This is a genomic window from Gemmiger sp. An194, assembly GCF_002160145.1.
In the GTDB taxonomy this organism is placed as follows: domain Bacteria; phylum Bacillota; class Clostridia; order Oscillospirales; family Ruminococcaceae; genus Allofournierella.
Window position 1 is genome coordinate 32,833 of record NZ_NFKA01000004.1, and the last position, 23,103, is coordinate 55,935.

General features: G+C 56.1%; 19 protein-coding genes. 13 read left to right on the forward strand and 6 right to left on the reverse strand.

Going from position 1 to position 23,103, the window contains the following annotated elements; all coding sequences use genetic code 11:
- Positions 1-28: 28 nt before the first annotated feature.
- The 6 genes from B5F28_RS03390 to B5F28_RS03415 all read left to right on the forward strand — a co-directional run bounded on the left by B5F28_RS03390 (position 29) and on the right by B5F28_RS03415 (position 6,754).
- Positions 29-1,642: an SGNH/GDSL hydrolase family protein gene (locus B5F28_RS03390; RefSeq protein WP_158097504.1), complete on the forward strand. Its 1,614-nt coding sequence runs from the start codon at positions 29-31 to the stop codon at positions 1,640-1,642.
- Positions 1,643-1,758: 116 nt separating this feature from the next.
- Positions 1,759-2,721, forward strand: a complete 963-nt coding sequence (locus B5F28_RS03395) for an NAD(P)H-dependent glycerol-3-phosphate dehydrogenase (RefSeq protein WP_087293405.1) — start codon at positions 1,759-1,761, stop codon at positions 2,719-2,721.
- Positions 2,722-2,791: 70 nt separating this feature from the next.
- On the forward strand, positions 2,792-3,016 hold the full coding sequence (locus B5F28_RS03400; protein ID WP_087293407.1) for a hypothetical protein: 225 nt from the start codon (positions 2,792-2,794) through the stop codon (positions 3,014-3,016).
- Between the two features lie 160 nt (positions 3,017-3,176).
- A complete protein-coding gene (locus tag B5F28_RS03405; protein WP_087293409.1) occupies positions 3,177-3,917 on the forward strand; it encodes a YjjG family noncanonical pyrimidine nucleotidase in 741 nt (246 codons plus the stop codon).
- Positions 3,883-4,830, forward strand: coding sequence for an alpha/beta hydrolase (locus B5F28_RS03410; protein WP_158097505.1), 948 nt, complete (start codon positions 3,883-3,885; stop codon positions 4,828-4,830). Before B5F28_RS03405 ends, B5F28_RS03410 begins: the two co-directional genes overlap by 35 nt.
- A 31-nt stretch (positions 4,831-4,861) precedes the next feature.
- Positions 4,862-6,754, forward strand: a complete 1,893-nt coding sequence (locus B5F28_RS03415) for an ABC-F family ATP-binding cassette domain-containing protein (RefSeq protein WP_087293413.1) — start codon at positions 4,862-4,864, stop codon at positions 6,752-6,754.
- Positions 6,755-6,830: 76 nt separating this feature from the next.
- Here the strand turns inward: B5F28_RS03415 and B5F28_RS03420 are convergent, their stop codons facing one another.
- From B5F28_RS03420 to B5F28_RS03440, 5 genes are all read right to left on the reverse strand, one after another.
- A complete protein-coding gene (locus B5F28_RS03420) occupies positions 6,831-8,507 on the reverse strand; it encodes an ATP-binding protein (protein WP_087293415.1) in 1,677 nt (558 codons plus the stop codon).
- Positions 8,504-9,181 carry a winged helix-turn-helix domain-containing protein gene (locus B5F28_RS03425; protein ID WP_087293417.1) on the reverse strand — a complete coding sequence of 226 codons (678 nt, stop codon included), beginning with the start codon at positions 9,179-9,181 and terminating at the stop codon, positions 8,504-8,506. The genes B5F28_RS03420 and B5F28_RS03425 overlap by 4 nt, the downstream gene beginning before the upstream one ends.
- A 138-nt stretch (positions 9,182-9,319) precedes the next feature.
- Positions 9,320-10,477 carry a DHHW family protein gene (locus B5F28_RS03430; protein ID WP_087293419.1) on the reverse strand — a complete coding sequence of 386 codons (1,158 nt, stop codon included), beginning with the start codon at positions 10,475-10,477 and terminating at the stop codon, positions 9,320-9,322.
- Positions 10,478-10,490: 13 nt separating this feature from the next.
- On the reverse strand, positions 10,491-11,918 hold the full coding sequence (locus B5F28_RS03435; RefSeq protein WP_087293421.1) for an MBOAT family O-acyltransferase: 1,428 nt from the start codon (positions 11,916-11,918) through the stop codon (positions 10,491-10,493).
- A 78-nt stretch (positions 11,919-11,996) separates the two neighbouring features.
- A complete protein-coding gene (locus tag B5F28_RS03440) occupies positions 11,997-12,482 on the reverse strand; it encodes a DUF4358 domain-containing protein (protein ID WP_087293423.1) in 486 nt (161 codons plus the stop codon).
- A 214-nt stretch (positions 12,483-12,696) separates the two neighbouring features.
- Here B5F28_RS03440 and B5F28_RS03445 point away from each other — a divergent pair, with 214 nt between their 5' ends.
- The gene (locus B5F28_RS03445; protein ID WP_087293425.1) at positions 12,697-13,227 is read left to right on the forward strand and encodes a Gx transporter family protein; all 531 of its coding nucleotides are present in this window, start codon (positions 12,697-12,699) and stop codon (positions 13,225-13,227) included.
- A gap of 141 nt (positions 13,228-13,368) precedes the next feature.
- Entirely contained in the window at positions 13,369-13,908 is a 540-nt protein-coding gene (locus tag B5F28_RS03450; RefSeq protein ID WP_058963037.1) for an NADH peroxidase, read from the forward strand.
- A gap of 63 nt (positions 13,909-13,971) precedes the next feature.
- Here B5F28_RS03450 and B5F28_RS03455 read toward each other — a convergent pair whose 3' ends face one another.
- Positions 13,972-14,685, reverse strand: a complete 714-nt coding sequence (locus B5F28_RS03455; protein WP_087293427.1) for a DUF421 domain-containing protein — start codon at positions 14,683-14,685, stop codon at positions 13,972-13,974.
- Positions 14,686-14,856: 171 nt separating this feature from the next.
- On the opposite strand from B5F28_RS03455, the gene B5F28_RS03460 reads away from it, so the two are divergent.
- The 5 genes from B5F28_RS03460 to alaS all read left to right on the forward strand — a co-directional run bounded on the left by B5F28_RS03460 (position 14,857) and on the right by alaS (position 23,041).
- Positions 14,857-15,825, forward strand: coding sequence for a diacylglycerol/lipid kinase family protein (locus B5F28_RS03460; RefSeq protein ID WP_087293429.1), 969 nt, complete (start codon positions 14,857-14,859; stop codon positions 15,823-15,825).
- 319 nt (positions 15,826-16,144) lie between these two features.
- A complete protein-coding gene (locus tag B5F28_RS03465) occupies positions 16,145-16,432 on the forward strand; it encodes a co-chaperone GroES (protein ID WP_058963032.1) in 288 nt (95 codons plus the stop codon).
- 108 nt (positions 16,433-16,540) lie between these two features.
- Positions 16,541-18,172, forward strand: coding sequence for a chaperonin GroEL (gene groL / locus B5F28_RS03470; RefSeq protein WP_087293431.1), 1,632 nt, complete (start codon positions 16,541-16,543; stop codon positions 18,170-18,172).
- A 169-nt stretch (positions 18,173-18,341) separates the two neighbouring features.
- Positions 18,342-20,018 (forward strand): peptidoglycan D,D-transpeptidase FtsI family protein, encoded by a 1,677-nt coding sequence (locus tag B5F28_RS03475; RefSeq protein ID WP_087293433.1) that lies wholly within the window; start codon positions 18,342-18,344, stop codon positions 20,016-20,018.
- Positions 20,019-20,371: 353 nt separating this feature from the next.
- Positions 20,372-23,041, forward strand: a complete 2,670-nt coding sequence (gene alaS, locus B5F28_RS03480; RefSeq protein WP_087293435.1) for an alanine--tRNA ligase — start codon at positions 20,372-20,374, stop codon at positions 23,039-23,041.
- The last annotated feature ends 62 nt before the right edge of the window (positions 23,042-23,103 follow it).

Consider the following 23,103-nt stretch of genomic DNA (forward strand, 5'->3'; position numbering starts at 1 on the left):
ACCTTGTAACCAAAAAGGAGGCAGACCCATGGCTAAGAAAAGAAGAAAGTCTTCTAATCTCAGCTTAACCCCCAAGCAGAAGCAGGCAGCCCTTGTGCTGGCCATCTGCGCGTTGGTGCTGATCGTAACAATCGTGGCAGTGGTGATTATCGTAAACACCTCTCACAAAACGAAAGATCCTTCCAGCAGTTCCGGCAGCACTTCCCAGGCGGTGCTGGATTCCGGCTTTGACGCAAGCGCTTACGGCGATACTGTTTTGGGCGAAACCGATGATGCTGGCCAGTCTTACATCGATGAGACCATCTTTGTGGGCGATTCCAACACCTACCGTTACTACCAGAACGGCCTGCTGTCGCTGGATCAGGTGATGGCGGTGGAAGGCCTTGGCATCCAGCAGCTCACTACCGATAAGTCCATCTACTTCAAGAACGACAGTACCGCTTATTCCATTCCCGAAGCTCTGGCGAAGATGAAACCCCGCCGGATCATCGTGATGATGGGTACCAACAATGCGGACGGCAGCATGAGCGCCGACAGCTTCGCCAGCAGCTATGAATCGGCTCTGAACGAGATTGTAACCGCGTATCCCTACTGCGATGTAATCGTAGCCGCAGTTCCTCCCATTCCGGAGGACCACAGCAATTATCCCAACATGAGTCAGGAAACCATCAATGAGTTCAATCTGGCTCTGGTAGAGATGTGCAAAAAGAACGGCTATAAGTTCCTGAACATCTCCGAGCTGCTGATGGGCGAGAACGGCTATGGTCAGGACCGCTACTTCCAGCAGGGTGATATTCATTTGAAGAAGGATGCCCTCAACGGCATCATGGACTATGCCCGCACCCATGCCTGGACCGGCACCGAGGATCGCCGTCCCGATACAAGCAATATTCCCACCCGGGTACGCAACGGCAATACCTCCGGCAACTCCAGCCAGGCAACTGCAACTCCGGACCCGAATGAAACCTTCACCGCTCAGTACAACGTGGACAAAAATGTTGGCGGTACTCTCACCAGTGGGGATATCTCCGGCAAAACCACTTTGAAGTTTGAAGATCTGACCAAGAACGACAGCGTTACCGTAAAGGCGGTCGCCGCCGACGGTTATGAGTTTGTGAAGTGGAGCGACGGCAATACCAGCCCCACCCGAACCGACAAGAACTTCAAGCAGAACGTGAACGTGACCGCCATGTTCAGTGCCAAGCTGAGCATTTCCTTCAAGGAAGGCAGCTCCGCCACCATCAAGGAAGGTGAGAGCTACACCCTTCACATCAATGCGGTTGGCGGTGATGTGACCGACGATAACGTACAGTGGACCCTGAATGGTGAGAAGGTCAAGACCGGCTACAGCTACGGCCAGAGCAGCTGGAAGGCGGGCACCTACGATATTACCGCCTCCATTAATGTGAACGGTAAGCTTTCTTCCGCAAGCTTCAAGCTGGTGGTAGAGGCAGCACCCACACCGGTTCCCACAGAAGCGCCTACTCCGGTACCCACGGCGGCACCTACTCCGGCACCTACGGCGGCACCTACTCCAGCCCCCACAGCGGTTCCCACTCCGGACCCCACCGCTGCGCCGACTGAGGCACCTACTGCCACCCCGACTGATGTTCCGCCTGCTTCTTCCGAAGTCACCGGCTGAACATAAAATAAATACCGGTAAGAGCACCGTTCTTGCCATGGAAAATCAAAGGACCCGCTCTGCCCGGCAGGGCGGGCCTTTTCCTATGAAAATTCAAAACGAAAGGACGCTCTGTTATGAAACTGACTGTATTGGGCTGCGGCCGCTGGGGCACATTCCTGGCCTGCTATCACAGCGCACGCAATGAAGTGATGCTCTGGGGCCGCCCCGGCTCCCGGGCAATGGCACAGCTGAAGGCCGAGCGCAAAAACTCCTATATCGAGCTGCCGGAGCAGCTGCAGCTCACAGAAGACCTGACCGGTGCGCTGGAATTTGCCGAGGCGGTGATCATCTCCATCAGCGCTCAGCAGCTGCGGGATCTGGCCAAAAAGATTCAGGCCCTGCCGGTGGCGGGCAAAACCTTCATTCTCTGCATGAAGGGCATCGAGGTGGAAAGCGGCAAACGCCTGACCCAGGTGTTCCGGGAAGAGGTGACCCAGCCGGTTCGTCTGGCCGTTTGGGTTGGCCCCGGCCATGTGCAGGATTTCTCTGCCGGTATTCCCAACTGTATGGTGGTGGACTCGGATGAACCGGAGACTACCGACTATGTGGTGGAGAATCTGAGCAGCGATTTGATTCGCCTGTACAAAGGGCGGGACCTGATCGGCACCGAGGTGGGTGCCGCGGCCAAAAACGTGATTGGCATCGCCGCCGGCATGCTGGACGGTATCGGCTATTCCAGCCTGAAGGGTGCGCTGATGGCCCGCGGTGCCCGGGAGATCGCCCGGCTGATTCGCGCCATGGGCGGCAATGAGCTGTCGGCCTATGGCCTGTGCCATCTGGGCGACTACGAAGCCACCCTGTTTTCGACCCACAGCCACAACCGCCAGTTTGGCGAAAGCTTTGTGAAGGGCGAGCATTTCGATTGTCTGGCCGAGGGTGCTCCCACGGTCAAAGCATTGGTAAAACTGGGCGAAGAATACGGGGTCGACCTGCCCATCTGCCAGACCATCCATAGCATGCTGTATGAGGGCTGCAGTGCCAAGGACGCGCTGCCCCGCCTGTTCCAGCGCACCGTAAAGGGCGAGTTCGATTATTGAGTTTGCCGCTCCATGCACAGGGCCAGCCTCCGCCGCATACAATGGCGAAAAAGGGGAGGTGCTTTGTAGCATGACCAGTTGTTTTGATATCAGCATCATCGATGCCTGGAACACCGGCGACGAAGACGTGACCAACGGCAGTGTGGATAATTACGACTTCGATTGGGGCGGCAGTACACCGCCCTGTGGTTGCCGCAGAACCTGCTGCACCCAGCCGCCGGTCGATGAGGACACATGTACAGCAGAGGAAGAATATGCCGAAGGCGAAGAGGACTATCCGGTAGTTCAGCTGTAACAGAACGAACCAAAAGGGCAGAGCCTGGCTCTGCCCTTTTGGTGTGTATTGCTTGACGAAGCGGTTAGAATAAGGGATAATAAAAGGAACGATACATCGGCAGCCCGCCAAACAAACGGCAGGGCTCAAGGCCGAACTTTATAAAGGGAGAAAACGACCCATGGCACATTATTATTGTTTGTTATTGGATATGGATGGCACGCTGCTGGATTTTGAAGCAGCGGAGCATAAGGCAATCCAGGAGACGCTGGAGCATTTCGAACTGCCCAGCGATCACGAGACCGAGATGCTCTATGTGGAGATCAACAAGGAGCTCTGGGCGGCGCTGGAAAAGGGCCAGATCAAGCGGGACAAGCTGGTGGTGGAGCGATTTGCACGCCTTTTGAAAAAGCTGGAGCGAAAAGGCTCTGCTGCCGAAATGAGCGCCTATTATCTGGATCGCCTGGGCAGTCATCCGGATCTGATTCCGGGCGCCCTGGAAGCTGTGCGTGAGCTTTCTGAAGTGGCAACCCTGGCCATTGCTTCCAACGGCGTGGCCAAAGTACAGGCCAGCCGCCTGCGGGATTCCGGCCTGGAGTCCTATATGGACGAGGTGTTCGTCTCCGAGAAGATGGGCGTGGAAAAGCCCAATCGCCGTTTCTTTGAGCAGGCCATTCGTGCTTTGGGCATCGAGCATCGGGACCGGGTCCTGGTGGTGGGCGACAGCCTGAGCGCGGACATCAAGGGAGGCCAGAATGCCGGGCTGGCCACCTGCTGGTGCAACTTCCACCAGCAGCCGGAACCGGAAGAGGGCAATAAGCCTACTTATACCATCCATAATTGGCAGGAGCTGTATTCCATTGTAATGGAGGAGGATGAGCTGCAAAATGTCGGACTTAAAAACCGAAAGCATCAGTTTTAAATCCAGCAACGGCAAAGACACCATCGCCGGATACTTCTACACTATGCCGGATATCGCCCCCAAGGCAATCCTGCAAATCAGCCACGGCATGTGCGAGCACATCGAGCGCTACCGGGAATTTGCCGAATTTATGGCACAGCATGGCTTTGTGGTATGCGGCAACGACCACTTGGGTCACGGAAAAACCAGCGGGGAAGAGGGCATTGACGGATATTTTGGCGAGAAGGATGGGCGCTTTTATGTGCTGCGTGACCTGCACACCATGAACCTGCTCGCCCGCAAAAAGTACCCGGATCTTCCGTTGATCCTTCTGGGGCACAGCATGGGCAGTTTCTTCGCCCGATGGTTCGCCGCAGAGTATCCGGACGCAATGGACGCACTGATCATCAGCGGAACCGGAGGACCAAACCCGCTGGTGAATGCAGGAATCGGCATCAGCGGCTGGATTTCTTCCGTAAAGGGATCTTCCTTTACATCAAAGCTGGTGAACAAATTGGCCTTCGGTACCTATCTAAAAAAGGTGCCGAAACCCCGTACCCCCTACGATTGGATCAGTCGGGATGAACAGATCGTGGACCGCTACAGCGCAGACCCTAAATGCACCTTCGTGTTTACGGTAAGCGCCTTTCATGAGCTGTTTTCCACTCTGAAGCAGGTGAGCAACCTGCAATGGGCACAAAAAATTCGCCGGGATCTGCCCATCTGGCTCTTCTCCGGCGACATGGACCCGGTGGGCGATTACGGCAAAGGCGTGAAAAAGGTGGCAGAAATGCTGCGGCAATCCGGTGTAAAGGATGTTCGCCTTACACTGTATCCGGGCGGCCGTCACGAGATGCTGAACGAAACAAATCGCCAACAGGTCTATCAGGATCTGTTGGCCTGGGCAGAAAAGAGCCTGGAACGGAAGGAATAAACAAGAGTAGTTAAGAGTAATAAGGAATCATATGCTCATATCGTTACAAAATTTAGGAAAAAGCTTTGGCGACGCCGTTGTCCTGCACGCCATCAACGCCACAGTGGAAAAGGGTGAGCGCATTGGCATCGTAGGCGAAAACGGTGCCGGTAAAACTACCCTGCTCAAGGTGCTTTGCGGCGAGTACCAGCCCGACGAAGGCGAGTACCAGATCAGCCGCGGGGTAACTCTGGGCTACCTGGAACAGAACAGCAAGCTGGACCCAACCCTGGATGTATATGGTGAGATGCGCAGCGCATTTGCGCCGGTGCTCAGCGCCATGGAACAGATGCAGGTGCTGGAAAACAAGCTGGAAAAGAACCCTGGCGACGAACAGCTGCTTGCAAAGCATGCGGAGCTTTCGGCAGTGATCGACGCGGCGGATGGCTATCATATGGATATCCAGATCAAGAAGGTTCTCAGTGGTATGGCCTTTGGCCCCGAAACCTACACCAAAGGCGTGGCGGTGCTCTCCGGCGGTGAGCACACCCGCCTGCGACTGGCAAAGCTTCTGCTGCAGCGGCCGGATCTTCTGATTCTGGACGAGCCTACCAACCATCTGGACTTTGCCACCATGGAATGGCTGGAGGAATACCTGAAGGCCTATTCCGGTGCAGTGCTGGTGGTCAGCCACGACCGTTACTTCCTGGACTCGGTATGTACCCGGATCTGGGAAGTAGAGGACCATCAGCTCACCAGCTATAAGGGCAATTACTCCGCCTACCTGCCCCAGAAGGAGGCAGCAGTAGCATTGCAGCAGAAGCAGCACGATGCCGATGTGGCCAAGGCGCAAAAGCTGGAGGACTACATTGCCCGGAATCTTGTGCGTGCTTCCACCACAAAGATGGCTCAGAGTCGCCGCAAGCAGCTGGAAAAGATGGAGATCACCGAAAAGCCCCGCAGCGGGCCCCAGCAGCTGAACTTCAATTTTGAATTCGATGTTACTCCCTACAAAGAGCTGCTTACCATCAAGAATCTGAGCGTAAAGATCGGTGAGCGGGTACTGCTGCATCCCTTCGATCTGCAGGTGCTGCGTGGCGAGCGGCTGGTAATCGCTGGTCCCAACGGCGCGGGCAAATCTACCCTGATGCAGGTGCTGGACGGCAAGCGCAAGCCCTCCGGCGGCATGGTACGGCTGGGCGCGGGCGCAAAGGCCAGCGTTTTTGAGCAGCAGCAGATGCGCCGGGGTGGCCGTGTGATCGATGCCATCTGGGATAAATGGCCCCGTTATACCGAGCTGGAGGTGCGCAATCATCTGGCCCGCTTCGGATTCCGGGGCGAAGAGGTGTTCAAAAGCTGCAGCGCCCTGTCCGGCGGCGAGTTGGCCCGGTTGCGCTTTTCCGAGATCGTGCTGGAGCGGCCCAACCTGCTGTTCCTGGACGAGCCCACCAACCATCTGGACATCTACACCCGTGAGAGCCTGACCCAAGCATTGATGGCTTACGAGGGTACATTGCTGCTTATCACCCATGACAGGTATCTGATGAACAGCCTGGAATGCCCCATCCTGTATGTGGAGGATGGAAACGCCACCCTTTATCCCAGCTACGAGCGGATGATGCACCGGGAAGACCCGGCAGCCGCCGCTCCCAGGGAGGAGAAAGAGAAGGCGCCCGCAGGCAAAGCGGCTTATGGCAAAGAGCAGCGCCGCCGCAAAGCGGAGCTGCGTACCCGTATCAAAGCAGTGGAGGACGAGATCGAAACTCTGGGCGCACACATTGTGGAACTGGAAAACGAGATCGCCAGCCCCGAGGTATTGCGCGACCATGTTCTGCTGCGGGATAAATGCGACGAGCTGGAAGACAGCCGCTTTCATCAGCAGGAACTGTTCGACGAGTGGGAAAAGCTGCTGGAAGAACAGGAGCAGTATGAACAGGCCGAGTAAGCCATTCCGCTTCTAGAAAACCATAAGATGAAAAAGGCTCACGGCAGATATGCCGTGAGCCTTTTTACGTTTGTTTTCAAGTCTGGCTATGGATTTCCCGTCCGGGAGGGAAGATCAGGCGGATGCAGGTACCTTTGCCCGGAGCACTTTCCAGTTCGATGCGGGCGTTGTGATAGGCCGCACTGTGCTTTACGATGGAAAGTCCCAAACCGGTGCCGCCAATGGCCTTGGAATGGCTCTTGTCCACACGGTAGAACCGTTCAAATACGCGCTCGTGGTCTTCTGCGGGGATGCCAATGCCATCATCCTTTACCGCAATGGCGGGACCATCCGGTGTGTGCTTTACGCTCACCCATACATGACCGCCTGGCTTGTTGTATTTGATGGCGTTGTCGCACAGGTTGAACAGCATCTCATCCAGCACCGGAAGCACGCCCTCAATCACCACCGGTTCGCCCTCCACCTGCAGCGTTACCTGCTGTTTTGCAGCGGGATTTTCCAGCTGGATGCGGGTGTTCTGCGCCAGCTCCAGAAGATCCACCGGAGCGGCAGTATAGGGAATGGAGTTTTCGTCCAGCTGCGACAGCTTGATGATATCACCCACCAGATGAATCAGCCGCTGGGATTCGTCGTAAATCTTCCCAGCAAAGTGGGGCACATCGTTGGGATCAATCAGGCCGCTTTTCATGATTTCTGCAATGCCGGAGATGGAGGTCAGCGGTGTTTTCAGCTCGTGGGAAACATTAGCACTGAACTCCCGGCGAAGCGTCTCACGTTCCTGCTTTTCGGTCACATCCAGCAGTACGATCACCGTACCGGTAAGCTGGTCCTGCTGGTAGACCGGGTTGGCAAACAGCTGACACATCCGGCCGAACAGAGGAATCAGTGTTTCAGTGTGCTGACCCTCCAGAGCATCCCGAATGGCGCTGTTCAGCTCTTCAATGGGGCTATGGGTCATATCCCGGCCCATCAGAGGTGCTTCTGCATGAAGCAGCTGCCCAGCGCTGGTGTTATGGGAAAGCACCGTACCGGTGCGGTCCAGCACCAGAAAACCCTCTTTCATATTTTCAGTAATGGAGGCGAAGCGCTCCTGCTGTTCGCCCAGCTCCATCAGCTGTGCCTTGATCTGCCGGTTCTGATGGTTTAACCGGCGCAGAAGAGGAGTGAGTTCCTCGTAGTCCTCCGGCACCTGAGGGTGCTCCAGATCAATTTCGTTCAACGGGCGGGTCAGCCGGTGAGATACCTTGTAGGAGATCACTGCCGAAAGCACCGCGCCGAAGGTCAGAATCAAAAGGATGGGCTGAATCAGCAGCAGGAAAATGCCCATGCTGGAATAATGGGTACAGGCAATGCGCAGCACATCACCGCTGGGCAGCAACAATGCCCGATAGAGTGTCTTTTCCTGCAGAGTGGTGGAATAACGCACGCTTTCGCCGCTGCCGGTCGCAAGCGCCTGCTTTACCTCTTCCCGGTCTGCGTGATTTTCCAGCGTGGAAGCGTCCAGGGAACTGTCATACAAAACCGTACCGTCGGCGTCGATCAAGGTGATCCGACTGCTTCCCGGGTCGATGGTGGAAAGGAAATCTTCCCCATATTGGGATACCCCGCGGGAAAGATATCCCAGTTCAGTGGTAAGCTCAGTGGCCAACTGCTGCTCAAAATAGGGCATCAGAATGGCGATCAGGATGATCATGCCCACCAGAAGGGTGGAGAGGGTAACAGTAAGGATGGCGCTGAAAAGCCGTTTTGTCATACGCCATTCTCCCGAATCCGATATCCGGTCCCGCGCACGGTCTCAATATAGCTGCCGCATTCGCCCAGCTTCTGGCGCAGAGTCCGGATATGTACGTCCACTGTGCGGCTTTCCGCCTCGAAGGTGTAGCCCCAGATCTGATTGAGCAGCTTTTCCCGGGTAAAGACGATGCCCGGCTGCTGGATCAGAACACTGAGCAGTTCAAATTCCTTGTGCGTCAGCGAGATTTCTTCTTTGTTCACAAGCACCTGATGGCGGGCAGGGAAGAGCTGAATTTCACCCACTTGATACTCGTCCGGAGCGGTCTGAGGCTTGGCACGGCGCAGCAGAGCGTTCACCCGGGCCACCAGCTCCATCATGCCGAAAGGCTTCGGAATATAGTCGTCGGCACCGCTGTCCAGGCCGGTCACCCGGTCGTACTCACTGCCCTTGGCCGTGAGCATAATCACCGGCAGTTGGCTTGTGGTGGAGTTGGCTCGCAGACGCTTCAGAATATGAATGCCATCCTCTTCCGGCAGCATGATATCCAGCAACAGCAGATCCGGCATCTGTTTTTCCATCTCGGCCCAGAACAGCGAGGGCAGGTCAAAGCCCTTCGCTTCGTAGCCGGAACGATTCAGGGTATAGGTAACCAGCTCTCGGATGCTGTTGTCGTCTTCCAGAATATAAATCATAGGTTTCAAGGCCTCCTCAAAATCGTTGCTCATTTTAAGTATAAAACATCTGAAAGCGCTTTTCACTAGTTCAATGTAAAAACTACGTAAAAACGGAGGGGCGTTTTGCCCCTCCGCTCATAAGATGATACAGCTTTGTCAGTTGGTAATGTTCAGGCAGCTCAGGAAGGTGCTTTCCTTGAAGGACTGGAAGTTGAACAGCAGCAGTACCTCATCGTAGCCTTCCTGCTGGGCAAAGTCCGCCACACTCAGGCCAAAACCACGGGGATCAATTACGCCGATGCGGGCATAATTTGCAGTCAGATAGGGAATGAAACTGTTGGCGTAGCTGTCCTTCACCACCAGAATGCTGCCTTCACCGTCGCCTTCAATGGTGGAGTAGCCGTTGTTGCCATACAGGAACATGGCATACTTGTCGTCTGTCTCCAGCTTGGACTTATCATACATGGTGGCGGTGAAATTTTCGGTCAGCTCAAAGGTGGGAGAAACATTCCATACAGTCATGGCGTTGGGCAGGTCCCGATACGCGATGGTATCCGGTTTGCTCTTCCAGTACAGCGCCTTGGAATAGGTGGTGCCATAGAAGCCGGGCACGGTGGTGTAGTCGCTCTCGCTTACCTCCATGGGGGTAAGACTACGCATCTGACAGAACTGCTGATAGGCAAGATAGGCGCCGTAGCTGGTCCAGTGATGGTCGGTGTCGTAATACAGCTGCACATCGTCCTTGGCCGCGGTAAAAGGCTCCCGCAGATCCAGACTGTTGGCCTCGCCCACGGTGGAGAAGATTGTATCCAAGCGGGCGTTTTCGTCCAGCATGGGGGTGTTGGCAGGCAGCTCCTCAGCGTTGATTACACTGGAGGAAGGAGCCAGCAGGAACGTGACCTGACCGGGGAATTTTTCAATAAACTGCTGCACCAGAGTGGTGTTCTTCTGCAGCAGCTTTTCTTCGGTGGGGGTCAGAGCGAACATCTTGGTAAACAGCGCGTCGTTTTTGCCGATCATCGCGCCGCCAATCTCTTCCTTCTGGAACAGCAGGCTTTCGCACAGGCTCTGAGCCTTCAGCCAGCTGTCGCGCACGATCACCTGATCCTTGGTGTACTCACCGTATTTGGCGGTCCATTCATTTTTCACCAGGCTGGAGAAGCTGAAGTCAGGGAATTGAGCAAGCGGCCGACGCTCCAGCTCGGATTCCGCACGCTTGGGCCAGAGCCCGTCAGCAATCATAAAGCAGAAAATAAACAGGAAAAACAGCACCAGCAGGGGATACTGCTTCAACTCTTTCAATTTTTCTTTCATGCGATCCCCTCCCTTAGAAACGGAAATACAGGAACGGGCTGTTGGTGGATGCCACAATATAGGCGATACACATCAGCAGCAGGGCGAATACTACAACGATCTTGAGTACAGTATGCTTTTTCAGCCAGTCGTAGATGCGCAGGGGCACCGGAGTGCAGCAAATGATCGCCACCACCAGCAGCACGCCGTAGTTGCGCAGGAAATACAGGCAGGAAACACCGCCGGAGGGAATGAACAGCTTCTGCATCAGCAGAGCCAGGCCCACGCCGTCCTCGTTACCCACGAACAGCGCCCAGCCCACAGCCACCAGCAGCAAGGTATAAATGTGAGGCCAGATACGCCCGGTCTGGAGCTTTTTCAAAAGGAAGATTTTCTCGATGGCCAGCAGAATGAAATAATAAATGCCCCAGAAAATAAAGTTCCAGTCCGCACCATGCCAAATGCCGGTCAGGGTCCAGACCACGAACATGTTGAAGATCTGGCGCTTCAGGCCCCGGCGGTTGCCGCCCAGGGGGATGTACACATATTCCCGGAACCAGCCGGACAGCGTCATATGCCAGCGCCGCCAGAAATCGGTGATGCTGCGGGCGATGTAGGGCATGTTAAAGTTCATGGGGAAATCGAAGCCCAGCATCTTGCCCATACCGATGCCCATCAGCGAGTAGCCGGAGAAGTCAAAATACAGCTGCAGGGAATAGGCCAGCAGACCCAGCCAGACCAGCGGGGTGCTCGCATTCGCCAAACCCACACCAGCCGAGGTAAGAACATGCTGATCGTTGTAGGTGCCGATGATATCATACCACAGCTTGCTTACGGTATCCGCAATCAGGACCTTTTTCGCCAGGCCGAATACAAACAGGCAGATGCCCTCTTCGATCTGCTTGAGGCGGTAGCGGTCCTTGTACACGTGAAGCTGCGCGGCCACATCCCGGTATTTCACGATGGGACCGGCAATCAGCTGGGGGAACATAACCACATATGCACCGAAATCAATGATGTTGTGCTCAGCCTGCACATCCCGACGGTATACGTCGATGGAGTAGCTCATGGTCTGGAAGGTATAGAAGCTGATGCCCAGGGGCAGCACGGTGGCTGCTTCCACCATGCCGATGGAAAGCCCGGTAACCGCATTGATGGTGCTGATGATGAAGTTGGTGTATTTGAAAAACACCAGCATGGACAGGCTGCCCACAATGGAAATAATCAGAAAGACCCGGCGCATCTTGTCTGAATGATCGAATCGTTCAATTGCAAGGCCGGAGAAGTAGTTGATGAGGATCAGCACGACCATCACCGGGAAGAAGCGTACCTCGCCCCAGGAATAGAACACCAGGCTGCAAACAAACAGAGCCAGGTTTTTCAGCTTGTAGGGGGCAATGTAGTACAGCGCCAGTGTGATCGGCAGAAAGCGGAATAAAAACAGAATGGTACTGAACAGCAAGCTTGCGACACTCCTTTACAAAAAAGGCCGGTACCGCCGTCTGGTGGTACCGGCCAAAAGCATTGTCTTGGTGGGGGATTATTTCAGTGCTTCATCCAGAGCGGTGTCGATGGCACTGTAATCTGCACCGTTGGTGTTGGCAACCACCATCACAACGTAGTCGCCCTGCTGAACGATACGGGCATCCTTGGCAGCGGCTTCCTTATCGGCAAACTCTGCATACAGGCCGCCGGTGGAGATGCTGGTCTTGTAGGCTTCCATATCGCTCTTGACCGCGTCGCCCTTGCCTTCCACAGCCTTCACGGCAACAATCAGAGCGCTGTCGGCCTGATCGTTGGAAACCTTGCCGGCGTATTCTTCGATGTCATTCTTGTCAAGCATCATGTCCAGAGTAATGAAGTTGTCGTCCACATCGCGGGGATTGGCAACGGGGTTTGCGCTCTCCACGGCGGTAACGATGTCGTTCAGGTTATATGCTTTGCTGCTGCTTTCCTGGCCGCCACAGCCGACCAGCCCAAGAGCGAAAACAGCGGCAGACAGAGCAATCGCGATGAGTTTTTTCATAGATTCTTCTTCCTTTCCTGGAAAGTTATGTAATTGATTTTATACTATATCAAATGGAAATGCAAGCTGTACCGGTAGCATTGACAGAAAATTTACACTTTATTCACCGGAGCCATAAGCGGATGCGCTTGACAGAACCGCCCGGGCATTTTACAATCAAACTGGATTGTTATCGCCTCAAACAGGCACTATATTATAAGGAGAGTTTGAATTCATGCGTTTTTCGCAAAACAAAACAAGACAGATTGCGCTGTCCGGCCTTCTGTTCGCTTTGGCGATGGCGCTTTCCTTTGCGGAATCCGCCATTGCACCCATGCTGGGCCTTATGCCCGGTGTAAAGATCGGTCTGGCCAACATCGTGGTTATGTATGCGCTGTTTTTCATGGGGGCAAAGCAGGCACTGAGCCTGGCGCTGCTGAAGTCCTTCTTTGTCATGCTTACCCGCGGCGTGGTGGCCGGGTTTTTGTCACTGTGCGGGGGATTGCTGTCTCTGCTGGTCATGTGGGTGCTGTTCCGTTTGTTCGGCAAGCACATCACCTATTTTATTCTTTCGGTCTGCGGAGCTCTGGCCCACAACATCGGGCAGCTCATCGGTGCCAGCATTGTGCTCAGCAGCACATTGGCCCTGACCTACGCCCCGGTGCTCATCGTTTCCGGCCTTGCCATGGGGCTTGTGACCAGCTCCAGTCTGTCCGCTTTGCTGCCTGCACTGGGCCGGATGGGCTTTAATATTAAGAAATTGTAATTTTTTCAAAATAATCTGAAAATAGTGCTTGACGAAACTATACTTTGATGCTATACTTTAGCTATAACAAAGAACGGTTCCTATTTACGAGCCGCTTCTGAGTCAATGAGCTGAAATTTAAAATATTGGAGGATGAATACTATGTCCAAGTTTGTTTGCACCGTATGTGGTTACATCGCCGAGGGCGCTGCTCCCGATTTCTGCCCCGTTTGCAAGGCTCCCAAGGATAAGTTCGTTGAGAAGACCGAGAACACCTACGTGACCGAGCACGTGGTTGGCATCGCCAAGGAGGGCGTTCCCGAGGAGATCATCGAGGGCCTGCGCATGAACTTCAACGGTGAGTGCAGCGAGGTTGGCATGTACCTGGCTATGAGCCGCGTTGCTGATCGTGAGGGCTACCCCGAGATCGCTGAGGCCTGGAAGCGCTACGCTTTCGAAGAGGCTGAGCATGCTGCCAAGTTCGCCGAGCTGCTGGGCGAGGTTCTGACCGACAGCACCCAGAAGAACCTGCAGATGCGTGTTGACGCCGAGTGCGGCGCTTGCTCCGGCAAGATGGACCTGGCCAAGAAGGCTAAGGAGCTGGGCCTGGATGCTATCCACGACACCGTTCACGAGATGGCTAAGGACGAGGCTCGTCACGGCCGCGGCATGCAGGGCCTGCTGAACCGTTACTTCAAGTAATTGGTTCCCGGTTACTGACCGAATACACAAAGGAGCGTGCAGCTTGTGCTGTACGCTCCTTTTTCATTCAAACCAATCCCGTTCCGGGCGGCACTGTCTGGGATAGAGCGTCAGTTGCCCCTGCGGGCCGTACATGGCCAGAAATATTTCTTTCGAGCTTTTGTAGCCGCGGGCCGTCAGCTGCTCCTGCAGCCAGGCGGAATTGTGCCCGATGGCTTCCAGGTTATCCATAAGAGGAGAACCGTCCAGAACCAGCGCGCACCAAAGCCCTTCCGGCTGCGGAGAAAGCTGAAGATCCGACGGCGTGGCTGGACGAAATTGTGAGGAGGGAAGGAAGCTGATCTGCCCGTTGGTTTCCAGAACGGCGGATTCCAGCTGGTTCAGGTCAAAATAACCGGCCACTCGGCATTGGCTCAAAAACTCGTTCAGATCCAGTCGGGCACGCAGCAGGTTTTTGGGATAAAGCCTCCCGTTTTGATAAAGCACCACCGGACGTCCATTGAAAAAGCGACGCAGGGCGATGGATTTGCAGGTGAACCAATCAATGCACAGAGCAGCAATTCCGTAAACCACCGTGGCGGTTAGCGGCTGCCACCAGGCCTCCAGATCGGTGGCCAGCTCCGCGGCAATGGACCCGATGGTGATGCTGGTTACGTAATCAAACAGACTCATCTGGCCAATCTGACGCTGCCCCACCAGCTTGCACAGGCCAAACAAGACTACGATGGAAACCAGGCTTGTGATGGCGATTTTTCCAACTTCGCTATAAATCTGCATAATATCCGGCCTTTCTTGCGGCAAGGCGGCCGCGGTATCCTGTTGTAAGGATGAACAAATCCTCCGTGATTTATTCATGAAAAGCAAGGCTTGGCGAATCTGGCTGAATTATGTATAATGGGTCCATCATATCAAAGTGCGCGGCAGCGCGCTGACAGGAGGGCATAGCCGTTGCGGCATGTTTTTATTGTAAATCCCGTTTCCGGCAAAGCGGACGCCAGCGGAGTGCTGGTTCCCAAGATCATTCAGGCGGCAGCCCGGCAAGGAGTGGCGTACGAGATCCTTCTGACTGAGCGGCCTGGTCATGGAGTGGAGCTGGCACGGCAGCAGGCAGAATCAGGGGAGTCTGTTCGTCTGTATGCTTGCGGAGGCGATGGGACTCTAAATGAGGTACTGCGGGGTGCTTACGGTTATAAAAATGCCCTGGTGGCTTGCGTTCCCTGCGGCAGCGGCAACGACTTTGTGCGCAATTTCGGGGGCAGCGCGCCGTTTCTGGATCTGGAAAACCTGATTCAGGGCGAAGCGGTCACCATGGATCTGATCGAGACTGATCAGGGTCTGGCAGCCGCCATCTGCTCTGCCGGTCTGGACGCCCAGGTTGCCTACGGAATCCCGAAGTTCCGACGGATTCCTCTGTGCGGTGGCTCCATGGCTTATAAACTCTCCATATTGCAGGCGGTCAGCGGGCATCTGGGTCACCGGCTGCGGATCTGCGCGGATGACGAAACCATTACCGGCGACTTCTTGATGCTGGCTCTCTGCAACGGCTCCACCTATGGAGGCGGCTTTTGGGCTGCGCCGCAGGCCTGCATGAACGATGGCCTGCTGGACCTGGTTCTGGTGCGAAAGATCGGTCGGCTGCAGATTGCCCGCCTGATCGGCGACTACCAGAAAGGCCTGCACATGCAGGGTGACCAGGTCGCTCCAGCCTACCGCGATATTATACTGGCAAGAAAAGTGCACCGCTTGCAGTTGGACACCCTGGATGGCAATCCCATCGTCGTGACAAGAGACGGGGAATGTGCCCCGTATACCAGCCTGCAGGCCCATGTGCTGCCTGCCGCGGTGCAAATCGTGTTGCCGCGTTCCGTACTGAATGCGGAGCTGCCCGCGCTGCGCAGAGATGCTGCCCATAATTAAATGAAAAAGGCAGTGGGAAGGAATCAGAGGATTTCGGCCCGCTGCCTTTTCTTTGTGCGGAACAAAAAGCAAAACCAATCAGCAAAGCAGATGTCGATATTGCTAACAAAGAAAAGGAAGTGTGCCGAAAAAGCTTGCAGAACGCAGAACAAAGAGATCAAGTAGGTAAAATCATGGTTTGTTCACAAAAATTTTTTTATTTATCCACTTGATTTTTCCGGGAAGAGCGACTAAAATATACATTAGCACTCAGGGAGAATGAGTGCTAAACAAATTTTTGTTATCATTAAATTTATTTTTGAATAGGAGGATATCTTCCATGAAAATCAAGCCTCTTGCAGATCGCGTTGTGATCAAGACCGTTGAAGCCGAAGAAACCACCAAGAGCGGCATCATCCTGGCCGGTTCCGCCAAGGAAAAGCCCCAGGTGGCCGAGGTGCTGGCAGTTGGCCCCGGCGGCATGGTAGACGGCAAGGAAGTGGAGATGATCGTCAAAGTAGGCGATAAGGTCCTCACCAGCAAGTACTCCGGCACCGAGGTGAAGGTGGACGGCGAGGAATGCACCATCGTGCGCCAGAGCGACATCCTGGCCATCGTGGAGGAGTAATTTCCATCATCCGTTTTCAAAACTGACTGATCGAATGCGCGCTGCGCATCCCGCAATAAACTGATCGAATGCGCGCTGCGCATCCCGCAATAAAAGGAGAGATTCATTATGGCAAAACAAATTCTGCATGGCGAGGCTGCCCGCAAGGCCCTTTCCGCTGGTATTGATACCCTGGCCGACACCGTTCGCATCACCATGGGTCCCAAGGGCCGCAACGTGGTGCTGGGCAAGAAGTTCGGCAGCCCCGTGATCACCAATGACGGTGTAACCATCGCCAAGGAGATCGAGCTGAAGGACGTGTTTGAGAACATGGGTGCTCAGCTGGTTCGTGAAGTTGCCACCAAGACCAACGACATCGCTGGCGACGGCACCACCACCGCCACCGTTCTGGCCCAGGCTCTGGTGCACGAGGGCATGAAGAACGTTGCTGCCGGCGCCAACCCCATGGATGTAAAGCGCGGCATGCAGAAGGCTGTGAAGGCTGCTGTTTCCGCTTTTGCTGCCAACAGCCAGAAGGTAAACGGCTCCAAGGACATCGCCCGTGTTGCCACCGTTTCCGCTGATGACGCCACCGTTGGCGAGCTGATCGCCGAGGCTATGGAGAAGGTAACTGCTGATGGCGTGATCACCATCGAAGAGAGCAAGACCGCCGAGACCTACTCCGAGGTCGTGGAAGGCATGCAGTTCGACCGTGGCTACATCACCCCCTACATGGTGACCGACACCGAGAAGATGGAGGCCGTGATCGATGACGCCTACATCCTGATCACCGACAAGAAGATCAGCGTGATCCAGGACCTGCTGCCCCTGCTGGAGCAGATCGTACAGAGCGGCAAAAAGCTGGTCATCATCGCTGAGGATATTGAGGGCGAGGCTCTGTCCACCCTGATCGTGAACCGTCTGCGCGGCACCTTCACCTGCGTGGCCGTTAAGGCTCCTGGCTTCGGCGATCGCCGCAAGGAGATGCTGCAGGATATCGCCATCCTGACCGGCGGCCAGGTCATCAGCGAAGAGCTGGGCTACGACCTGAAGGAGACCACCGTTGACATGCTGGGCCGTGCCCGTCAGGTCAAGGTGACCAAGGAGAACACCACCATCGTGGATGGCGCCGGTGCCAAGGAGCTGATCAAGGAGCGCGTGAACCAGATCCGTGCCCAGATGGAAAGCTCCACCAGCGATTTCGACCGCGAGAAACTGCAGGAGCGTCTGGCCAAGCTGGCCGGCGGTGTTGCCGTGATCCGCGTGGGCGCTGCCACCGAAGTGGAAATGAAGGACAAGAAGCTGCGCATTGAGGACGCTCTGAACGCCACCAAGGCTGCTGTGGAAGAGGGCATCGTGGCCGGCGGCGGCACTGCTGCCATCAACGCCATCCCCGCTGTTCAGAAGGTATGCGACGAGCTGGAAGGCGACGAGCGCACCGGTGCCCGCATCGTTCTGAAGGCCCTGGAAGCTCCTCTGCGCCAGATCGCTCAGAACGCCGGTCTGGAGGGCAGCGTCATCATCGACAAGATCCTGAGCTCCGGCAAGTCCAACTACGGCTTCGACGCTCAGAAGGAACAGTACTGCGACATGATCGAGGCCGGCATCGTTGATCCCACCAAGGTGACTCGTTCCGCTCTGGAGAACGCTGCCAGCGTTGCTTCCATGGTTCTGACCACCGAGAGCCTGGTTGCCGACGAGCCCGAACAGCCCGCTGCTGCTCCCGCTCCCGACATGGGCGGTATGGGCGGCATGTACTAAGCCATACCATAACCCCATAACCCAAACAGCAAAGGCCTGCATGCAATGCGCATGCAGGCCTTTTTGCGTAAAGCAGCTTTCTGCCGAGCGGGCCCGGTTCGGTGTTTTCCGGTGCTCCACGGAATGAACTCCGATTCATCTGCCCAAACTGAAAGCGGAGGTGGAGAGAATGACGCAGAAACGTCTTGCTGCACTGTTTGGTGCAATGCTCTTGGCATTTTCCGTAGTAATGGGCAGGCTATATCTGCTGGCGCAAAACCGGGAGTACGCCCGGACGGCACAGGCGCAAACAGTGACCACGCTCACGCTGGAAAACAGCCGGGGCAACTTATATGACTGCAACGGAACGCCTTTGACCGGGTACGGGCAGCAGTATTATGCATTGTCCATCCCGGGAGAGAGCAGCTACGCGGAACTGTTTCAATACGTCCCCTACAGCGAACAGGCCTATCTCTATGAAAAACGAAATGCACTGGCTCCTTTTCTGGTTCAGGTGGACCGGGATCTTACCGATCAGGGAATCTATACCTATTCCGTACCCAACCGCTATTGCCCGCTGCCTCTAGCGGAGCACCTGATCGGTTATTTAAATGGGGATGGCAGCGGCGTGGCTGGTCTGGAGCAGGCGTTTGACGAGTTGCTCACCAGTGGCCGGTCCGCCCGCGAGGTGCAGTGTGTGACCACAGCACAGGGTTCATTGCTTGCAGGCAGCGAACCCCAACTGCTGGAGCAACAGGAGGAAGGGCAGGGGGTGATGCTTACCCTGGATACCGCCACCCAACGGGTGTGCGAGGCCATTGCTCAAACATCCATGAGTACCGGCTGTATATTGGTCCTGGATGTGGCCACCGCAAAGGTCCGTGCCAGTGTAAGCATGCCGGAATTCGACCCGGAGAACATTCAGGCCAGTCTGCAAAACGAGAACTCGCCGTTTTTGAATCGGGTACTATGCCAATACAATGTGGGGTCTGTGTTCAAGCCGGTCCTGGCTGCCGCTGCACTGGAGCGGGGCATCGGCTGGTACAGCATGGAGTGCGAGGGTGTGATTACCATCAGCGATCACGACTACCACTGTGCCCTGGACCGAGCCCACGGGCTGATGAACATCCGCGGAGCACTGGAAAAAAGCTGCAACTGCTTTTTCATCGATCTGGGTATGCAGCTGGGCGGCAGCCGCGTGGCAGAACTGGCCCGGCAATTCGGCTTCGGGCAGACCATCTATCTGGCGGGCGGGCTGAAAAGCGCCGAGGGAGTGGTGCCGGAGGAGGAAACGCTGGAAGATCTGGGCCAGCTGGCAAACTTCAGCTTCGGCCAGGGCCAGCTGATGGCCGCGCCGGTCCAACTGGCCGCTGCCTACAATGCTCTTGCGGCCGACGGAGTCTACCGCAGCCCCAGCTTTCTGGAAGCGGTGATCGATGAGACCACCGGCGAGATGGTCCGCCAGCTGTATCAGCCGGATACCCGTCAGGTGGTGAGCACATCCACCGCCGAAACACTGTGCGACATGCTGGCCGGAGTGGTGAATGAGGGCATCGGTGCACAGGCTGCCCCGCAAAACGGTACAGCCGCTGGCAAAACCGGAACCGCCCAAACTGCCGTGTTCGATGAAGAGGGCAGGGAAGAGATGAACTATTGGTTTGCGGGTTTTTATCCGGCAGAGGACCCACTGTATACCATCGTGGTACTGCAGGACGGCACGCCGGAACCGGAAACAAGCTCTGCTGCCATTTTTGCCCAGGTATGCGATGGATTGTTCTGGCTGCAAAGCGAGGAGACCCGTGCACAGATCTTTGAACAGCAGGAGCAGCTGAAAGAAGAACAGGCAAAATCCACCGCCGACAGTTGACAAGCGGTACGGCACGCGCTATACTTGTAAAGTAAACGATTATGATAATGGCTGTGATAGGGCCAATGGCGGGCAGATAGCCACAGAGAGGAGATCATTCGGTGCAAGATCTCTGCTTATACTCCCGCCCCATGCCACCCTTGAGCCCCCGGTGATGAATCGGGCGTAACGCGGCGTTAACGCGCGAAAAGCGGTGGTTTCGAAGCATCGAAGCCACAATCTGGGTGGTACCACGGAGAGTTTTTTAGCCTTCGTCCCTGTTTGGGGGCGAGGGCTATTCTTTTTTCTCCGGCGATTGAGCAATTATCTGATCAGACGTTTTGTACACAACACATGTAGAGGAGTTATGAACGATGCAATGGACCGGTTTGAATGAACTGCGTGAAAAGTATCTTTCGTTTTTCGAGAGCAAGGGCCACCTGCGGCTGGACAGCTTCCCCCTGGTACCGAAGAACGACAACAGCCTGCTGCTGATCAACAGCGGCATGGCCCCCATGAAGAAGTGGTTCCTGGGTCAGGAGGAGCCTCCCCGTCATCGGGTGACCACCTGCCAGAAGTGCATCCGTACCCCGGATATCGAGCGCGTGGGCATCACTGCCCGTCACGGCACCTACTTCGAGATGTTGGGCAACTTCAGCTTCCAGGATTACTTCAAGAAGGAAGCCACTGCCTGGGCCTGGGAGTTCCTGACCAAGGTTCTGGAGATCCCCGCCGAACTGCTGTACATCTCGGTTTACGAGGACGACGACGAGGCCTGGGACATCTGGACCAAGGACATCGGCATTGCTGAGGACCACATGGTTCGCTTCGGCAAGGAAGACAACTTCTGGGAGCACGGCTCCGGCCCCTGCGGCCCCTGCAGTGAGATCTACTTTGACCGCGGCCCCGAGCACGGCTGCGGCAAGCCCGACTGCAATGTTGGCTGCGACTGCGACCGCTACATGGAGGTCTGGAACCTGGTGTTCAGCCAGTTCGACTCCGACGGCAAGGGCAACTACACCCGCCTGGAGCGCCCCAACATCGATACCGGCATGGGTCTGGAGCGTCTGGCCTGCGTGATGCAGGGCGTGGGCAACCTGTTCGAGGTTGACACCGTTCGCGCTATCCTGAACCATGTGGAGAAGATCAGCGGCAAGACCTACGGTGAGGATGCCAAGACCGACATCTCCATCCGCGTGATCACCGACCACATCCGCTCCACCACCTTCATGGTGAGCGACGGCATCATGCCCTCCAATGAGGGCCGCGGCTACGTGCTGCGCCGCCTGCTGCGCCGCGCCGCCCGTCACGGCCGGATGCTGGGCATCACCCGCCCCTTCCTGACCGAGCTGGTGGATACTGTTATCCATGAGAACAAGGCCGGCTACCCCGAGCTGGAGGAGCATGCCGACTACATCAAGAAGGTCATCGGTACCGAGGAAGAGCGCTTCTACAAAACCATCGACCAGGGCATGGCGATCCTGAACAACCTGATCGACAACATCACCAAGGCCGCCGTGGCCGGCAAGGAGAAGATCCTCTCCGGTATCGACGCCTTCAAGCTGAACGACACCTTCGGCTTCCCCCTGGATCTGACCCGCGAGATCGCTGCCGAGGCCGGCATCATCGTGGATGAGGAGAACTTCCACTCCGAGATGAAGAAGCAGAAGGAGAAAGCCCGTAAGGACCGTCTGTCCCGCGGCATCTCCGGCTGGGACTCCGACCTGTTCAGCGAGCTGACCGTGCCCGCCACTGTGTTCACCGGCTACGAGAAGCTGGAGGACAAGGGCCAAGTGATGGCTCTGTCTGATGGTGAGGAGCTGGAGGATGCCATCTCCACCGATGAGGGCGCCAAGGAAGGCGTTCTGGTGGTTCTGGATCAGACTCCCTTCTACGCTGAGAGCGGCGGACAGGTGGCCGACACCGGCTCCATCGTGACTGCCGACGGCGCCCGCCTGGAAGTGAAGGACGTGAAGAAGACCGGCAAGGGCTACTTCGTGCACACCTGCACCCTGGTGGAGGGCACCGTGAAGGTGGGTGACAGTGTGACCGCCGCTGTGTCCAAGGGCCGCCGGATGTCCATTGCCCGCAACCACACCAGCGCCCACCTGCTGCAGAAGGCTCTGCGCGAGGTGCTGGGCAGCCACGTGCATCAAGCCGGTTCCTACGAGGACGACGAGCGCGTGCGCTTCGACTTCACCCATTTCAGTGCTGTGACTCCCGAGGAGCTGGCTCTGGTGGAGCATATCGTAAACCAGAAGATCTTCGAGGCTTTGGATGTGAACATCCAGAACCTGCCCATTGCAGAGGCCAAGAAGATGGGTGCCATGGCTCTGTTTGGCGAGAAGTACGGCGACGTGGTCCGTGTTGTAGACGTAAATGGCTGGTCCACCGAGTTCTGCGGCGGTACTCATGTGAAGAATACCGCTCAGCTGGGCTGCTTCAAGATCCTGAGCGAATCCAGCGTAGCTGCCGGCATCCGCCGTATTGAAGGCACCACCGGCTACGGCGTGCTGAACCTGCTGGACGAGCGCACCGAGATGCTGCACAAGGTAGCAGACGCGCTGAAGGTCAATAACATGAAGGATCTGCCCCTGCGCGCTGTGGCTGTGGCCAGCGAAGTGAAGGCTCTGAGCAAGGAGCTGGATGCCGCCAAGGCTGCCGCCGCTGCCAGCAAGATCGACGGCCTGTTTGAGGCTGCCGAGGATGTGAACGGCATCAAGATCCTGACTGCTTACTTCTCCGGCACTGCTCCCGAGGCGCTGCGCAGCATGGCGGAAAAGGTGCGCGACAAGGCTTCCAACACCGTGGCTGCTCTGGTGGGCTCCACCGATGGCAAGATCACTCTGGCTGTTTCCTGCGGCAAGGGCGCTCTGGATGCAGGCCTGAAGGCCGGCGTTCTGGTCAAGCAGATCGCGGTCATTGCCGGCGGCAACGGCGGCGGTAAGCCCGACTTCGCCATGGCTGGTCTGAAGGACGAGAACAAGATCGACGAGGCTCTGAACGCTGTCGCCGGTATTGTGAAGGGCATCCTGGAGGGCTGATCCCATTTGTTTTTCACTGCGAACACCGGGAGAAGGCATCCCGGTGTTCGCAGCCTGTTTTG

Coding starts and splice junctions, on each gene's coding strand:
- B5F28_RS03390 (WP_158097504.1), top strand. CDS start 29: ATGGCTAAGAAAAGAAGAAAGTCTTCTAATCTCAGCTTAACCCCCAAG.
- B5F28_RS03395 (WP_087293405.1), top strand. CDS start 1,759: ATGAAACTGACTGTATTGGGCTGCGGCCGCTGGGGCACATTCCTGGCC.
- B5F28_RS03400 (WP_087293407.1), top strand. CDS start 2,792: ATGACCAGTTGTTTTGATATCAGCATCATCGATGCCTGGAACACCGGC.
- B5F28_RS03405 (WP_087293409.1), top strand. CDS start 3,177: ATGGCACATTATTATTGTTTGTTATTGGATATGGATGGCACGCTGCTG.
- B5F28_RS03410 (WP_158097505.1), top strand. CDS start 3,883: ATGTCGGACTTAAAAACCGAAAGCATCAGTTTTAAATCCAGCAACGGC.
- B5F28_RS03415 (WP_087293413.1), top strand. CDS start 4,862: ATGCTCATATCGTTACAAAATTTAGGAAAAAGCTTTGGCGACGCCGTT.
- B5F28_RS03420 (WP_087293415.1), bottom strand. CDS start 8,507: ATGACAAAACGGCTTTTCAGCGCCATCCTTACTGTTACCCTCTCCACC.
- B5F28_RS03425 (WP_087293417.1), bottom strand. CDS start 9,181: ATGATTTATATTCTGGAAGACGACAACAGCATCCGAGAGCTGGTTACC.
- B5F28_RS03430 (WP_087293419.1), bottom strand. CDS start 10,477: ATGAAAGAAAAATTGAAAGAGTTGAAGCAGTATCCCCTGCTGGTGCTG.
- B5F28_RS03440 (WP_087293423.1), bottom strand. CDS start 12,482: ATGAAAAAACTCATCGCGATTGCTCTGTCTGCCGCTGTTTTCGCTCTT.
- B5F28_RS03445 (WP_087293425.1), top strand. CDS start 12,697: ATGCGTTTTTCGCAAAACAAAACAAGACAGATTGCGCTGTCCGGCCTT.
- B5F28_RS03450 (WP_058963037.1), top strand. CDS start 13,369: ATGTCCAAGTTTGTTTGCACCGTATGTGGTTACATCGCCGAGGGCGCT.
- B5F28_RS03455 (WP_087293427.1), bottom strand. CDS start 14,685: ATGCAGATTTATAGCGAAGTTGGAAAAATCGCCATCACAAGCCTGGTT.
- B5F28_RS03465 (WP_058963032.1), top strand. CDS start 16,145: ATGAAAATCAAGCCTCTTGCAGATCGCGTTGTGATCAAGACCGTTGAA.
- groL (WP_087293431.1), top strand. CDS start 16,541: ATGGCAAAACAAATTCTGCATGGCGAGGCTGCCCGCAAGGCCCTTTCC.
- B5F28_RS03475 (WP_087293433.1), top strand. CDS start 18,342: ATGACGCAGAAACGTCTTGCTGCACTGTTTGGTGCAATGCTCTTGGCA.
- alaS (WP_087293435.1), top strand. CDS start 20,372: ATGCAATGGACCGGTTTGAATGAACTGCGTGAAAAGTATCTTTCGTTT.